This is a genomic window from Pedobacter sp. (assembly GCF_035566355.1).
In the GTDB taxonomy this organism is placed as follows: Bacteria; Bacteroidota; Bacteroidia; order Sphingobacteriales; family Sphingobacteriaceae; genus Pedobacter.
This window is the reverse complement of sequence record NZ_DATMRL010000024.1, coordinates 1-15,193: the sequence shown is the minus strand read 5'-3', so window position 1 is coordinate 15,193 and position 15,193 is coordinate 1. Positions and strand designations below refer to the sequence as shown.

At 41.8% G+C, this 15,193-nt stretch carries 15 protein-coding genes; all 15 read left to right on the top strand.

Going from position 1 to position 15,193, the window contains the following annotated elements; translation table 11 throughout:
• A partial coding sequence (locus VNZ46_RS00880; protein ID WP_325558174.1) for a SusC/RagA family TonB-linked outer membrane protein occupies positions 1 to 2,698 on the top strand: 2,698 nt, incomplete at its 5' end.
• Between the two features lie 45 nt (positions 2,699 to 2,743).
• The gene (locus tag VNZ46_RS00875; RefSeq protein ID WP_325558173.1) at positions 2,744 to 4,513 is read left to right on the top strand and encodes a RagB/SusD family nutrient uptake outer membrane protein; all 1,770 of its coding nucleotides are present in this window, start codon (positions 2,744 to 2,746) and stop codon (positions 4,511 to 4,513) included.
• Positions 4,514 to 4,551: 38 nt separating this feature from the next.
• On the top strand, positions 4,552 to 5,394 hold the full coding sequence (locus VNZ46_RS00870; protein ID WP_325558172.1) for an endonuclease/exonuclease/phosphatase family protein: 843 nt from the start codon (positions 4,552 to 4,554) through the stop codon (positions 5,392 to 5,394).
• 111 nt (positions 5,395 to 5,505) lie between these two features.
• Positions 5,506 to 6,813, top strand: coding sequence for an amidohydrolase family protein (locus VNZ46_RS00865; RefSeq protein WP_325558171.1), 1,308 nt, complete (start codon positions 5,506 to 5,508; stop codon positions 6,811 to 6,813).
• 250 nt (positions 6,814 to 7,063) lie between these two features.
• Positions 7,064 to 8,014, top strand: a complete 951-nt coding sequence (locus VNZ46_RS00860) for a hypothetical protein (protein ID WP_325558170.1) — start codon at positions 7,064 to 7,066, stop codon at positions 8,012 to 8,014.
• A gap of 4 nt (positions 8,015 to 8,018) precedes the next feature.
• On the top strand, positions 8,019 to 8,519 hold the full coding sequence (locus VNZ46_RS00855) for a hypothetical protein (protein ID WP_325558169.1): 501 nt from the start codon (positions 8,019 to 8,021) through the stop codon (positions 8,517 to 8,519).
• The gene (locus VNZ46_RS00850) at positions 8,516 to 9,091 is read left to right on the top strand and encodes a hypothetical protein (protein ID WP_325558168.1); all 576 of its coding nucleotides are present in this window, start codon (positions 8,516 to 8,518) and stop codon (positions 9,089 to 9,091) included. The genes VNZ46_RS00855 and VNZ46_RS00850 overlap by 4 nt, the downstream gene beginning before the upstream one ends.
• The gene (locus tag VNZ46_RS00845; protein ID WP_325558167.1) at positions 9,091 to 10,329 is read left to right on the top strand and encodes a hypothetical protein; all 1,239 of its coding nucleotides are present in this window, start codon (positions 9,091 to 9,093) and stop codon (positions 10,327 to 10,329) included. The genes VNZ46_RS00850 and VNZ46_RS00845 overlap by 1 nt, the downstream gene beginning before the upstream one ends.
• A complete protein-coding gene (locus VNZ46_RS00840) occupies positions 10,317 to 10,682 on the top strand; it encodes a type II secretion system protein (RefSeq protein ID WP_325558166.1) in 366 nt (121 codons plus the stop codon). The genes VNZ46_RS00845 and VNZ46_RS00840 overlap by 13 nt, the downstream gene beginning before the upstream one ends.
• A complete protein-coding gene (locus VNZ46_RS00835; protein ID WP_325558165.1) occupies positions 10,675 to 11,145 on the top strand; it encodes a PulJ/GspJ family protein in 471 nt (156 codons plus the stop codon). Before VNZ46_RS00840 ends, VNZ46_RS00835 begins: the two co-directional genes overlap by 8 nt.
• Positions 11,146 to 11,147: 2 nt before the next feature.
• Positions 11,148 to 12,287: a type II secretion system F family protein gene (locus tag VNZ46_RS00830; protein WP_325558164.1), complete on the top strand. Its 1,140-nt coding sequence runs from the start codon at positions 11,148 to 11,150 to the stop codon at positions 12,285 to 12,287.
• A gap of 20 nt (positions 12,288 to 12,307) precedes the next feature.
• A complete protein-coding gene (locus VNZ46_RS00825) occupies positions 12,308 to 12,652 on the top strand; it encodes a hypothetical protein (RefSeq protein ID WP_325558163.1) in 345 nt (114 codons plus the stop codon).
• A 182-nt stretch (positions 12,653 to 12,834) separates the two neighbouring features.
• Positions 12,835 to 13,797, top strand: coding sequence for a hypothetical protein (locus VNZ46_RS00820; protein WP_325558162.1), 963 nt, complete (start codon positions 12,835 to 12,837; stop codon positions 13,795 to 13,797).
• Positions 13,794 to 14,717, top strand: a complete 924-nt coding sequence (locus VNZ46_RS00815) for a hypothetical protein (RefSeq protein ID WP_325558161.1) — start codon at positions 13,794 to 13,796, stop codon at positions 14,715 to 14,717. Before VNZ46_RS00820 ends, VNZ46_RS00815 begins: the two co-directional genes overlap by 4 nt.
• A 1-nt stretch (position 14,718) precedes the next feature.
• Positions 14,719 to 15,193: hypothetical protein (locus VNZ46_RS00810; RefSeq protein WP_325558160.1), on the top strand; the 475-nt coding region annotated here is incomplete at its 3' end.

Here is a 15,193-nt window from a genome sequence, read left to right as displayed (position 1 = left end):
AAATGCCCTGGTCTTAGTAGACGGTGTAGAAGGAGATCCCTCGCGGATCAATCCTAATGATATTGCCAGTGTTACCGTGCTCAAAGACGCGGCTTCTGCAGCGATTTACGGAGCCAGAGGTGCTTTTGGTGTCGTCCTGATTACGACCAAGAGTCCTTCCAAGGAAAGAACCTCTGTAAATTATTCCATCACACAGTCTGTTAAATCTCCTACAACAGTACCTAAATACGTAACAGACGGATATACCTTTGCCAGTATGTTCAATGATGCCTGGTCTGCATGGAACGATTATTCCCAAACGCCGCAAAACATCAACAAAACCGTTAAATTCTCGCCAGCCTATCTTGCCGAGCTGAAACGCAGATCGCTGGATCCATCCCTACCCAAATACGAGGTCAATGCCAACGGAGAATATGTATACTACGACAACACCGACTGGTACCATGAACTGTACAAAGACCACAATTCTGCAACAGACCAAAACCTATCCGTATCCGGAAGCAGCGGAAAAGCAGATTTCTATTTGTCAGGCAGATCATTCCGTCAGTCAGGACTGTTTCGCTACAATTCTGATGACTATCAGATGTATAACGTTCGCGCAAAAGGGTCATTAGAACTTTATCCCTGGTTGAAAATTTACAATAATGCAGATTACTCCGCATCCAAATACCATAACCCAGTCAATGTGGGTGAGGGCGGCGGGATCTGGAGAAATATTGCCGATGAAGGACATAATGTAGCACCTATGTTTAATCCTGATGGAACATTGTCTTATTCTGCTGCCTATACCGTAGGAGATTTTTACTACGGAAAGAACGGAATTGACATGGCACCTAAGGTATTTCGCAATACCACCGGATTTAGCAGTAAATTCTTCAATGACCAGTTCAGGGTTAAAGGAGATTTTACTTTTCAGAATACCAATAATAATGAAAGCAGAACCCGTGTTCCGGTACCCTACAGCCGTAAACCAGGGGTCATTGAATATGTTGGCTCCAACTACAATGATTTACAGCAATTGTACAGAACAACCAATTATCTGGCCACCAACGTTTATGCAGAATATGAGCCAAAACTGGTCAACAAAAATCATTATTTAAAGGTACTTGCGGGGTATAACTATGAGCAATCTACCTATAAGCGTTTGGAAGTGGTGCGTAATGGTCTGATCTTCGAAGATGCGAAAGACATTAACCTCGCACTTGGGCAGTCGATAACAACAGGGGGTGGTTATGAGCAATGGGCTATCAACGGTGGTTTTTACCGTTTAAATTATGCTTTTAAAGATCGTTATCTGGTAGAGCTCAACGGCCGTTATGACGGATCATCCAAATTCCCCTCTGATCAGCGTTATGCTTTCTTCCCTTCGGTATCTGCAGGATGGAGGTTGAGTAAAGAGCCTTTCTGGAAGATCAATCCCAATGCGATTACTGATGTAAAAATCAGGGCCTCCTATGGTTCTTTAGGAAATGGAAATATCGCTTCCTATGCTTTCCAGGAGAAACTGAAGATTACACAATCTGACAAAGTGTTAAGTGGCGTGCGGCCACAGCAAACTGAACAACCTGGCGTAATACCTGATGGTTTAACCTGGGAAACTTCTACCACCCAGAACCTTGGATTGGATATCGCTTTCCTGAATAACCGCCTTAATTTTAGTGGCGACGCCTATATCCGTAAAACTACCGATATGTTTACTACAGGAATGACACTTCCAAAAGTATTTGGAACTGATGTCCCAAAAGGAAACTATGCAGATCTGAAAACAACAGGCTGGGAAGCGACCATTACCTGGAATGACAAATTTGAAGTCGGATCAAAACCACTGAACTACACCCTGCGTTTAACCCTTGCCGATTATACGGCAAAGATCCTGAAATTCAACAACCCGGAGCAGAAGTTATCGGATTACTATGCAGGGCAAACAGTCGGAGAGATCTGGGGTTTTGTAACCGATGGTTACTATACAGCAGCAAGCATTGCAGATCCCAATACTCCAAAACAGATCTTGTATAAATCTTCAAACACAGGTAAGATCCTTCCAGGAGATATTAAGTTTGCTGATCTGAATGGTGATGGTGTTATCAACGACGGAGATAAAACCGTAGGAAACCCAGGGGATAGAAAAATCATAGGTAATTCTACACCACGTTATACTTATGGCATTTCCTTAGGAGCCGATTGGAAAGGCTTTTTCTTTAGTACTTTCTTCCAGGGAGTAGGTAAAATGGATTGGTACCCGGGTTCTGAAAACGGCACATTCTGGGGCCAGTACAACCGTCCTTACAATAAAATCCCTCAATCTCAATTGGGCAATATCTGGTCACCGGAAAACCCAGATGCTTATTTCCCAAGATACAGAGGGTATATTGCTCAGAACGGATCAGCAACTTTAGCTCAGGTACAAACTAAATATCTGCAGAATGTGGCCTATATCCGGATGAAAAACTTGCAGATTGGTTATAACCTACCACAGACCTTCCTTAAAAAAGCAGGCTTGAGCAGTGTGCGGGTTTTCCTGACCGGGGAAAATTTATGGAGCTGGTCGCCACTGTATAAAATAACGAAGGATCTGGATATTGAAAATATCGGTAAATCTGATAGGATCATTTATCCGGATGATAAGGACAATTCGGGCAACGGCAATAACTACCCGATCCTGAAAAGTTATAGTCTGGGCTTATCTGCAACCTTTTAATCCTTAAGCAAGAAAACAATGAAAAGTATACTAGAAAATATAAAGATGAGAAGATTCTTTTTTGTTTTAACCGCATTGGCAGTTGTGCTGAACGGCTGTAAAAAACTAGATCAGGTACCACAGGATACCGCTACAAAGGAGGCCGTTTTCGGAAGCGAAAAAGGACTGGAACTGTATGCCAATTCCTTTTATAAATTACTGCCTTCCGCATCAGACGCCCACAAAAAAGACGAAATGTCTGATTACGCAGCCAGGAGCCAGGCGCCAGATTTCCTGGTTGATGGCGCATACGGGCCGCGCCAGAGCAATGGCTGGGACTGGGATGGTTTGAGAAACATCAATTACTTTCTTGAAAATAACAACAACAATAAAGTTTCTGCTGCAGTAAGGCTTCAGTACAATGCACTGGCCAGGTTTTTCAGGGCTTATTTTTATTATACCAAGGTAAGAAGGTTTGGAGATGTGCCCTGGATCAACAAAACCTTTAAGGTCGATGATCCGGACCTGTACAAAGCCCGAGATAAGCGGTCATTAGTGATGGATTCTGTACTGGCCGATTTGAACTATGCCTGTACCAACATCAGTCGCATCAATGACAATTCCCGGTCACTCATCACCAAATATGTGGCCCTTGGTTTTAAATCCAGAGTGTGTTTGTATGAAGGAACTTACCGCAAATATCATGATGAAGCTGGTTTGACTGGAAGTTCCGAACAATGGCTCAGAGAATCTGCAGATGCTGCACAAAAGGTCATGACCGAAGGCGGTTTTGCCCTAAATACCAGTGGCGGTGATCTGGCTTACCGGAACTTGTTCATCAGCACCGCACCGGTAGCCACCGAGGTCATGCTGGCTGCGGTAACGGATGCCAACCTGTCGGTATATAACGATGCCAACTGGTGGTGGACCAGTGCTACTTATGGAGCGAGGATCAGTTTTACCAGGATGTTCATCAACACCTATCTGAATATAGACGGGACACCATTCACCAACCGTTCCGGCTACCAGACCCTCGTTTTCAAAGACGAAGTTAAAGGAAGAGATAAAAGACTGCAGCAAACCATCAGAATGGGTGATTATAAAAGAATCAACGGAGGTGCTTTAGAAGCTGCCCCTCCAATATTCTCGTATACCTATACCGGTTACCAGCCTATAAAATATGTTCTGGATGATACCAAATATGATGGAGGCGGTCAAAACATCAATTCTATACCACTGATGCGTTATGCAGAAATCTTGCTGAACTATGCAGAAGCCAAGGCAGAACTCGGCAGCTTTACAGATGCAGACTGGACAAAGACCATAGGTGCACTGCGTCAAAGAGCAGGTATTACAGGAGGGCTGAGCAACAAACCCGTAACAGCCGACCCTTATTTACAAACGGTATATTTTCCTGGCATCTCAGATGCATCCTTGCTGGAAATCAGAAGAGAACGCGGTATCGAATTGTCTTTAGAGGGCCTGCGTTTTGATGATATTGTACGTTGGAAGAAAGGAGACCTGATGACCAAGGTATGGAACGGGTTTTATGTACCTGCACTAAATGTACCCATGGACCTCAATGAAGATGGCAAGCCCGATGTGTGTTTCTACCAGGTGATGCCAGCCAACCCGGTCGCAGGTGTAAATTATATTAACGTTGCACCAACCATTAACGGTGGCCCCAACCCACAGCGGCTGTCCAATGATACCTCCGGAGAGCTGACCTGGTTAAGTACAACCAAGCGCATTTTTGAACAAAAAAACTATCTTTATCCCATACCGGAATCGGACCGTTTATTTAACCCCAAGCTGGGGCAAAACCCGGGATGGTAGAATTTATAAATTGATTAAAACAACACACACCTTATAATATGAAGATTAAACATTTGATATTTTCCGCATTATTTGCAGCCGCAAGTATGTCCGTACAGGCACAACAACTCATTATTGGTACCTTTAACCTCCGGTATGACAATTCGGGCGATGAAGGCAACCGCTGGGAACAAAGAGGCCCGGTGGCGGCTAACCTGCTTCGTTTCCACCAGTTCGACGTTTTTGGAACTCAGGAAGGTCTAAAAAATCAAATCAATGATTTGGCTAAATTCCTGCCGGAATATGAACACTACGGATTAGGACGCGATGATGGCAAAGATGGGGGAGAGCATTCTGCAGTTTTCTATAGAAAAGACAAGTTTAAATTACTGGGTAAAGGCGATTTCTGGTTATCTGAAACACCAGATAAACCAGGCCTGGGTTGGGACGCAACCTGCTGTAACCGGATCTGCAGTTGGGTACAGCTGCAGGACATCAAAACAGGTAAAAAATTCTATTATTTCAATGCCCATTTTGATCACCAGGGAAAGATTGCCCGTATAGAAAGCGGTAAACTTGTGGTAAAAAAGATCAAAGAAATTGCAGGTCAGACTCCAGCGGTTTTTACAGGCGATTTAAATGGAGGGCAGAAAAGCGACTGGTACCTGACCCTGGCCAATTCTGGTGTATTGACAGATACCTATACACAAGTGAAGAATCCTTATGTGAACAATTCTTCCTTCAATGCATGGGGTAAAGACCTCAATGGCTACGAGATCATAGACCATATTTTTGTAACCAAAGGTTTTACCGCCAGCAGATGGGGAATTCTAACCGATACCTATCATGGAAAATTCGTGTCAGACCATTTTCCAGTCCTGGCTGAAGTTACGCTGAAATAAGAAGATGAATAACAAGAGCGCTTCCTTTTTTCAAAGGAAGCGCTCTTGTTATAAAATCGGCAGGTTTTTGTTCCTCTTTATTTTGTCTACTTTTGCTGAAACACACAATTCATGACAAAAAAACTATTTGCAGGTTTATGTTTTTGCATAATAAGCCTGAGTACTATTGCCCAACCGGCCCGGCAAAAAGCCAACCGGGAAGTGGTGGAGAAGGTCGCATTGAAAAATGCAACTCTACTGGATGGAATAGCTACACATACCCCTTTTAAAGGCACCATCATTATTCAAAATGGACTAATCTCCAGGATCTGCAAAGCAGACGAAGCTTTGCCTGAGGGTATTTCCAGAGAAATTGACTGTACGGGGAAATACATCACCCCAGGTTTATTTGATGCACATATTCATCTGGCTACTGCAGGGATACAAACACCTGAACAAACCAGTGCCAGAATGGAACCCATGTTGTCTAATATGATTAAACATGGCATCACTACAGTAAGGGATATGGCCGGCGACGCGCCAACTCTGGCCATCTACCAAAGAGCCAGCGAACTACAGCAAATTCAGGCTCCTGCCATATTCTATGCAGCCCAGTTTGCCGGGCAATCCTATTTTGATCTCTATAAAAGAGGTGCAAAGGGCCCTGAAAGGCGTTATCTGGGTACAACACCATGGTATTGCGCCATTACCCCAAATACCAATATTAAACTGGCCATCGCCCAGGCAAAAGGTGCAGGGGCTTCAGGTATAAAAATATATGCAGATCTGAGTGCAAAGCAAATCGCAGAAATTACAAAGGAGGCACATTTACAGGGCTTACAAGCCTGGAGTCATGCAGCCGTTTTTCCTGTCAAACCTTCTGATGCGATCCGGGCTGGTGTAAACAGCATGTCCCATAGCCATGACTTTTCTTTCGACCAGCTACCCGGCGATACGATCAACATCTCTGATGCCTGGGCAAAAGCCTATAAAGGTATCAAGCTAAGTATGCCTGTTCTGGATAAGCAACTTGTTGAAATGAAAAAGAAAGATATCTTTTTAGACCCTACCGTATTTCATGCCAGTAATAACAAAATGAACAATGCATTTATTGTAACCAGAAGGGCACATGAACTGGGCGTAAAGATCGTTACTGGAACAGATTGGGTTTATCCGGAAAAAGAAGGCGACGTTCCTCTTTTAGGCGAAATGAAAGTACTGGCCGATAGCTGCGGTATGAGTACTGCAGAAATTCTGCAAAGTGCTACTTATTACAGTGCTTTGGCTACGGGCCTGAAAGATCGCGGACTAATCAGAGAAGGGATGCGGGCAGACTTACTGGTGCTTGCCGCAGATCCACTTAAAGACCTTGCAAATTTATTTGCACCCTTAATAGTGATCAAAGAAGGGAAAATGCAATCCGTTAAGGATATGAAATAAAGAAATAATTGTTGAATGGTCGTTAATATTTGGCTCTTTGCCAATGGTTACACGGCTGTTCATTAAACCTGAGCCCGGCGTCTGTAAAGATGGTCGGGCTCAGGTTTTTTAGAATTATGGCTTTTGTGTAGTTTAAAGGCTGTTTTTTACTAAAAATCCCCCGTAAAAAATATTTTAAAATAATTCCAGAGTGCAGTGTGGTTGCACTGAGTTGTTTTACATTGGCCCAAAATTAATCGCAATTATTTTTATGAGGCAACGCAATTACATCCTTTTTCTGCTGTTATGTTTAATCGGGCCAGGCTGCAAAGAATTTATAGAACCTTCTATTGAAGACAGCAAGGTCATACTACTGGCACCTGCAAGCAATACTGAAACAAAAGACTACACCCAAACCTTCTGGTGGGAAACCACAGAAGATGCGCTCTACTACCGGCTCCAGGTGGTATCGCCGGGTTTTGATCAGATCAATAAACTGATTATTGATACACTCATTAAAACCAATAAATATAAATACACGCTCGATCCCGGAACTTACCAATGGAGGGTCAGAGCAGAAAACGGCAGCAGTCAAACCGGCTATACAACAGCGAACTTGACCATTTATCCAACTTCCATAACAGAGCAACAAGTTCAACTGGTTTCTCCGGCCAACAACACCGTGACCAATCAGGCCAATGCAGTATTCAATTGGTTGAAGCTTTTTGGTGCCGATAGCTATAAAATCCAGATCGATACCACTGGAAACGGATTTGACAATGCCGCTTCTTTATTTTTGGATAAAACCACTCCAAATGTCAGTTACTCTGTTTCCTTGCCTAAGGATAAGCTCTATCAATGGAGAATTAAAGCGCTCAGCGGCACACTGGAATCAAAATGGTCTGTGGTACAAAACCTCAGTTTTGATGCCACACCACCACCAGTTGTTGTGCTCAGTAGTCCATCCAATAATTCCACGGTTTCCAATCCTGTTACCTTAAAATGGAACGCCTCTGCCGACGCAAAAAAATACATTTTATACGTCTATAAAGGAGATTCCAACAATGCCTACAACAGCACTTTCCCCTTAACCCTGACAGGCTTGTCCTATGTGTTCAACCAGGGAACCAGCGGTGAAAAAATCTCCTGGGAAGTGAAGGCGGTAGACGACGCTGGTAATACCAGTGCCAAAGGTGAATCAAGAAGCTTTGTAATACAGTAAATCCATGCAACAGGTAAAAAATAAGAAACTTACCTATCTATTACTCTGCGCGGTGGCAGGGGTATGGGGTATTATTTTGTATAAGATCTTCTTTAAGGAAAAAGAAGATCAGGACATTTTTCCATCCACGGCGGTTAAAACAGATCATGAGCCTTATGACAAATACACCGTAAAGACCGACACTTTCAAACTTGTTTTAAATTACCGGGATCCCTTTCTGGGCACTGCAGCTCCTGCTTCGAAAACTGAAAAATCTGATATGCCCTCTGTTCCGGTCATAAAAGCACCTGTTGTAATCCCTCCACCGCTAAACTGGAGTGGTATTCAATATTCCGGACGGATCATCAACCCCGTAAGTAAACGAATAGTATCGATCCTGTCGGTTAACGGAAAGGAGCGGATGATGGCAGAAGGTGAAGTGTTCGAAGGGGTAAAACTTTTAAAAAATCAAAGAGACTCTGTACTGCTCAGCTGGCAGGGAAAACAAAAATACATCAAACAATGACATCAAAAAAATTACCGATCTCTACATTACTGCTCTTTAATCTGTTGGCCTATACAGCTGCAGATGCGCAAACGGCTATCAAAGATCTGATTACCCATAAGGTAATTGTAAACTATACAGACCACACCATAGTTGCGTATGTGAAGCCTTCCCCAAATGTCCGGGCATTCAGCAATCTTCAGTATTACTGGTTTTCTGGTCAGAGCATTCAGTCCAGCCAGGGTGGTTATAGCGGTAAATTATTGAATGGTTACTACGAAGATTTCTACGCCAATAAAAATCTTAAAGAAGCAGGCTGGTTTTCAAAAGGGTTAAAACAAGGGTCGTGGAAAAGCTGGGACGAAAAAGGCCTCCTGAAAGAAGAATGCAACTGGAGTGATGGTCAAAAGAATGGAATCTACCGGAAGTACGATCATCAGGGGAAACTTAGCCAAACAGGCCATTATAAAAATGATTCTTTAAAAATCAGGACGGTAAAAATTATGGATAGCAGCAAGGTTCTGCATCCTGATACAGTCAGAAAAGGCATCGTTCCAAAATTTATTAAAAACTTGTTTAAACGCCATAAATAATGGTTAAGGCCGCCGCTCTCTATATTGTAATTATTGTGTCCATACTGGTGGCCATGATTTCTGTATCCTTACTGACGGTTGCCTTTTATTACCGGCTTGGGCAACAAAAGAAACTGAGATTGGAACGGCTCCAATATAACGTCACTTCAGGAATGAATTTGTTGTTGTCAAAGAATTATATCGCATCAGATACGCTACATCGGCTGGATCTATATGGAGAAGGAAAAGACAGCCTGGAACTTGGTAAAACGAAATGGGGTGTTTTTGACTTAAATACAGTTAAGGCTTTTGAGCAGACCGATACCCTTAAACAAAGCTTTCTAACTGGGAGTGTTTTTGAAGATCAGTCTGCTTTGTACCTGGCAGATGAAGATCGTCCGCTTTCCCTTAGTGGGAGCACCCAAATTATCGGTAACGGTGAACTCCCCAAATCGGGCTTGAAGCAAGCCTACGTAGATGGAAAAGGCTATGAAGGAAAAGAACTTATTAAAGGAAAGATCAAAGACAGCAGCAGAGCCTTGCCAGCGCTTGATCAGCCCATCATAGACAGCTTAAGCCGCTGGTTTATGACTAAAGAAGGACTGCCCATTCCCGCCGGAGATTCTGTAAACAATTCCTTTTTTGAACCCCTTAAGGTGTACCATTTAAAAGGAGGAAAAGAAAGGCTGGACAACAAGATCCTTAAAGGACATCTGGTCTTAATTTCAGATTCCATCCTTTCCATTGGCCGGGATGTGCAACTTCAGGACATACAAGTTTTTGCACCCGCAATCCTCATAGAAGAAGGATTCAAAGGAACCTGCCAGTTATTTGCAAGAGATTCCATTATCATCGGCAAGCATAGTGTTCTTGGTTACCCCTCGTTTGCAGGAGTTCTCAAACCAGAGAAGGGGACGTCTCAGTCAAAGATAAAACTCGGCGAAGGAAGCCGCTTTTATGGTACCCTGCTGAGTTATGAAAAGGAAAGAAGTGAGTTGCAAACCTTAATTTCTATAGATAAAGACTGCCTGGTTAAAGGAGAGGTTTATGCAACAGGCTATATCAAATTTGAAAAGCCAGTAAGGGTACAAGGAAAGGTCTATGCCAAGCGCTTTATTATGCAGACCCCCGCAACTTTATACGAAAACTACCTGATAGACATTTCTCTTGACCGTAAATCCCTGAGCCGATACTATTTGAGTTCATTTCTGATCAAAGCAAACCAAACCAATACGCAAATACTCAAATGGCTAAACTAAAACTGCAAAAATTACAGGCCTCTACCTTGCTTGAAGTCATTGTAGCTATGGTCATCATCTTAATCGTATTCGTTATGGCCGCACAGATCTATGCCAATGTGGTGCGGTCTTCACCCTCTGCAGAACAGCAGTATTTACGCGCAACAGCAGAAAATTACTTTCAAAGCAGTCTTGAAGAAAAGGAACAGGATAGTGCAGTCCTTCCCGACAGCACAAAAATAGAGAAGAAAACAGAGCCCTATGCCGGCTATGCTGATGTTTTTCTGTGTACGGTAACTTTTAGCCGTAATGGTAAAAATATAGGCACCTATCACCGCATTATTCAGAAGGATAAGGAGGATGCGCATGAATAAGCGCCTACCTGCATTCACGCTGATGGAAGTTACTATTGCAATGCTCATTTCAGCCATTGCTATTTCCATGACCTATACCATTTACAGGATCGTGAGTAAGTCCTATTTTGATTATTCAGTCAAACAAGATCAAATGGCAGATTTAATGACTGCAGATCAGTTGATCAGGACGGACTTCTTTTCTGCCAGCCAGATCAGAAAGACGGAAAGCGGTATGGACCTGCTCCTTAAACAGGGGCATATTGTCTATGTTTTTGATAAAGAAAGGCTGATGCGAAGCCAGTTTGACCTCAAAACAGACACGTTTAAAATAAACGCACAGCTCAGCAACGCTTCCTTTGAAAACAAGGAAGCAGAAAGCGGCGACCGAATTGATCAGGTTAAAATAACAGTAATGGCCGAAGGCCGCAACATTCCCTATATCTACAACAAGAAATACAGCAGTAACGACTTATTTGAATAATTATGCCCTCAATAGACATTTCCAGATATCAGAAAAACAAACCAGTTGCTCCGGTAAAAGAAAGCCCCGGCCTCTTTTCTTTTATGAATAAAGAAATCAGCTTTGGCAGTGCACAAGTTCCCGATAAAAAGAAGGAGAGTATCTATCTTGAGCTCAGCACGCTCTTGCTGTCTGGTATCGATCTCCGCTCTGCATTAGATCTGATCCTGGTAGATCAGGAACAAGCTAAAGATAAATCTTTGTTTGAAGGCATCAGAAAGCAGATTTTATCCGGTCTTGCTTTGTCTGAGTCTTTAAAAGAGACCGGTAAATTTAGTGATTATGAATACTATAGCCTAAAGATAGGAGAAGAAACAGGTAAACTCGGAGAGGTACTCACAGATCTGGCCAGGTATTATAAAAGTAAGATCCAGCAACGCCGGAAAATTGTGAGCGCAGTATCTTATCCGGTCATTGTTCTTTGCACTTCTATGGGAGCCGTGTTTTTCATGATCAAGTTTGTTGTTCCCATGTTTGCAGATGTATTTTTAAGATTTGGTGGGAAATTGCCCTGGATCACTGCATTAATTATTAAAATATCTGGCTGGTTTGATCGTTATTTTCTCCTGATTTTACTTTTCTTTGCAGCTGGAACACTGTTATATCTCTTTAAGCGGAAAACCAATGTTTTTAGGAAGCTCTCTTCAAGGCTTATATTGAAATTACCTGTTATAGGAGACCTGGTGAAAAAAGTCTACCTGGCACGCTTTGCAAACACTATGCGTTTGTTAGTCAGTACCGATACACCACTCCTCAGGTCAATTGCTCTTGTACGCCAAATGATCAACTACTATCCCATTGAAATTTCTTTATTAAGTGTAGAACAAGATATATTAAAGGGAGAGTCCCTTCATAAGAGTTTGTCTGCGTTTCCTTTTTATCCCCCCAAAATGATCCAACTGATCAAAGTAGGAGAAGAGGTGAACCGTATGGACTATTTTTTTGAAAAAATAGCGATGCAGTATACTGAAGAAGTAGAGTACAGAACCAATACTTTAAGCAGTTTACTGGAACCTTTGATCATCATATTCTTAGGACTGGTGGTTGGGGTGATCTTGATCGCAATGTATCTGCCAATGTTTCAAATGAGTAATAATTTTTAATATTTTAAATCGCTCCGATTATGAAAATTGATCTGACACGAGTAATCACTCTGGATTTATTAATCCGTCAAAAATCAACAGGAACGCCAGAAGCTCTGGCAGAACGGCTGGGGGTTTCCCGCAGAACGCTCTTTTTTACATTAAATTTTATGAGGGACTACATGGATGCGCCTATTGCTTACAATAGGTTCCGGGAAACATATTTCTATTCCGAAGAGGGACTTTTTCTTTTCGCGTATAAGAAATATAATGATGCCTTAGTAAAAGAAATCATAAAAAGATCGATTAGAGGATCCCTTATTTTGACGCTTTTTTTAAATATAGAGTTTTCGCAGGTCATGGACTATTTTTCTAACCTGATATAAACCGCTCTTAACGAGCAGTTAAACGAGGTTGCCCACCTGAATACGTTCGGGATGGGATTCTTATTGCCCAGATTTTCTGATGCCGAAAATTTTTTTCAAAAAAAAACTTTAGTGCAGTGTGGTCGCACTGAAGATGTTTAGTATTGCTCCCAGAAATTAATTAGATGATCAATGAATAAATTATGAAAAAGATAATAACCATTTGTTTTTTACTGACCTGCTGCTTCAAGGGATTTTCACAAAGCTCGACAGACCAGAACGGACTCAGAACAACCGTTACAAATTCTTTGAGTGCGGTTAACGAGCAAGCCATGCGGTATGAAATTGCAAGAATTGGATACAATTCCTTTCATTGGCAATCCGGGGGATTAGTAATTATTGAGCTGTTTAATCGGTCTTATAAGACTGGCTATGAGAAATACATACTTGAAAATGGTTATGGGCAAGGGGCAAATAGTGGAACACCCGCACTTAAGTTGGTAGAGTCGGCAGGGATAGGGCACGATGCAAAAATATCGGTTGGACCGACCTCAGATTTAACCACGTCACTAGGAGGTTATGTGAACAAATCACTCCCTGTATACCTTGACGTGAAGGACTATTCTACCTACATAGTTAAATTAACTTATTTGCAGGATAAGGTGGAGCAGGTGATTGACTTAAATCAAATTAAGGTTAATGTGGCGCCTGCAGGAACACCAATTCCGAGTTTTTCAGCCCCGTCGATTCTTGATAATAACTTGAGCTCATCAAAAAATCTTATGGTTACTGGTGATGGGAACCATTATATCTCCAATGGAAACTTGGCCATTGGTACAACCGATCCAAGAGGCTATAAGCTTGCTGTCGGGGGTAATATGATTGCGGAATCTGTAAAAGTTCAGCTTAAATCAGCCTGGCCAGATTACGTGTTTAAAGATGAGTATAAACTCACAAGTCTTCAGGAAACCGAAAAACACATCAAAGAAAAAGGCCATTTGCCAGGAATACCTTCTGCTGCGGAGGTAAAATCAGAAGGAATCGATTTAGGGGAAATGAATGCCCGATTGCTGAAGAAAATAGAGGAGATGACCCTACAGATGATCGATCTGAACAACAATGTTAAAAAATTACAAACTGAAGTTAATCATCTAAAGAGAAAATGAGACAAACCATACTTTTAATGCTTTTGCTGATCACCTTTGTGGCTAAATCGCAAACTTCGGGAAGTATCACGGTTGGTGGGGATTTCGATAAATTCTACCCTACTACATGGACTGATGAAGGATGGAATAATCATGCAGCTTCTCAACTAGAAATCGGTAGATCTGACACTCACGAAAACAGTACTTACAGAGGTACTTTTATTTCGAAATTTACTTTTCATACCACAAGATGGGGGCAAGGCTCTGCATTTATTAACGCCGATATTACTCAAACAAATAATAGTTTCATTGCTGGCTGGAAAGATGCTACTGGCAATAATGCTGGTTTTAACATCATTATTTGGTTAAGAGGAGGCGGAACAACTTACCATTATAAATCCTTGTATTCAACGATTTGTAAAGTATATGATGGGGTTGCGAATCAGTTGCCATTTCAGGAAGAAAACGGTCCTGCGCATAGCTTTAAGACAGGCGTGGACTCCTATGTGAACTCTAATGGAATTTCTAAAGAAGGTACAGTCTATTTAAATGGAAATGCAACGAATTACTTTGCAGGTAATATAGGCGTAGGGGCACTCGATACAAAGGGTTATAAACTTGCTGTAGCGGGTAATATGATTGCCGAATCTGTAAAAGTTCAGCTTAAATCAGCCTGGCCGGATTACGTGTTTAAAGATGATTATAAACTTGTCAGTCTTCAGGAAACCGAAAAACATATTAAAGAAAAAGGTCATTTACCTGGAATTCCTTCTGCTGCGGAAGTAAAATCGGAAGGAATCGATTTAGGAGAGATGAATAAGAAGTTACTTCAGAAAATTGAAGAGCTCACATTGCATCTTATAGAATTAAAGAAGCAAACAGATCTTCAAAATAGACAACACAATAAAGAATTAAAATATTTAAGATCTAAAATCAAATAACATGACACAGATTAAGCTAAGTTTAATTGTTGCGTTTACATCCTTTTATTTCACTTCTTCTGCCCAAACAAACACATTTCCAGCGAATGGAAGTGTAGGCATTGGTTTATTGAACCCTTTGCAAAAGTTAACCATTAGATCTACGGGCACTTTAACGGGGATTTCTTCTACAGATTATGATTTCGGTATTACCGACGGAAACGCTTCACAAGTTCAGCTTTTAGGTCTTGTGAATACTTCTGGAAATTATGGTTTATTACAGGTGATCAAGGGGGGAATTGGTCCGGGAAATTTAATTATGCAAACGCAGGGAGGAAATGTAGGTATTGGAACGACAAGCCCTATTTCAAAATTAAACGTTCAAAGTGATGATTTGCAGTTGCAACTCACTGGAGCATCAGATGTAAATAAGAGGCTGAGGCTGGGCTATAATACCATAGGTAATTATGGCTCTATTCAAGCATTAAGATATGGAA

Excerpts from the sequence above, each read along its gene's own strand:
- VNZ46_RS00875 (WP_325558173.1), top strand. The coding sequence starts at position 2,744 with ATGAGAAGATTCTTTTTTGTTTTAACCGCATTGGCAGTTGTGCTGAAC.
- VNZ46_RS00870 (WP_325558172.1), top strand. The coding sequence starts at position 4,552 with ATGAAGATTAAACATTTGATATTTTCCGCATTATTTGCAGCCGCAAGT.
- VNZ46_RS00865 (WP_325558171.1), top strand. The coding sequence starts at position 5,506 with ATGACAAAAAAACTATTTGCAGGTTTATGTTTTTGCATAATAAGCCTG.
- VNZ46_RS00860 (WP_325558170.1), top strand. The coding sequence starts at position 7,064 with ATGAGGCAACGCAATTACATCCTTTTTCTGCTGTTATGTTTAATCGGG.
- VNZ46_RS00855 (WP_325558169.1), top strand. The coding sequence starts at position 8,019 with ATGCAACAGGTAAAAAATAAGAAACTTACCTATCTATTACTCTGCGCG.
- VNZ46_RS00850 (WP_325558168.1), top strand. The coding sequence starts at position 8,516 with ATGACATCAAAAAAATTACCGATCTCTACATTACTGCTCTTTAATCTG.
- VNZ46_RS00845 (WP_325558167.1), top strand. The coding sequence starts at position 9,091 with ATGGTTAAGGCCGCCGCTCTCTATATTGTAATTATTGTGTCCATACTG.
- VNZ46_RS00840 (WP_325558166.1), top strand. The coding sequence starts at position 10,317 with ATGGCTAAACTAAAACTGCAAAAATTACAGGCCTCTACCTTGCTTGAA.
- VNZ46_RS00835 (WP_325558165.1), top strand. The coding sequence starts at position 10,675 with ATGAATAAGCGCCTACCTGCATTCACGCTGATGGAAGTTACTATTGCA.
- VNZ46_RS00830 (WP_325558164.1), top strand. The coding sequence starts at position 11,148 with ATGCCCTCAATAGACATTTCCAGATATCAGAAAAACAAACCAGTTGCT.
- VNZ46_RS00825 (WP_325558163.1), top strand. The coding sequence starts at position 12,308 with ATGAAAATTGATCTGACACGAGTAATCACTCTGGATTTATTAATCCGT.
- VNZ46_RS00820 (WP_325558162.1), top strand. The coding sequence starts at position 12,835 with ATGAAAAAGATAATAACCATTTGTTTTTTACTGACCTGCTGCTTCAAG.
- VNZ46_RS00815 (WP_325558161.1), top strand. The coding sequence starts at position 13,794 with ATGAGACAAACCATACTTTTAATGCTTTTGCTGATCACCTTTGTGGCT.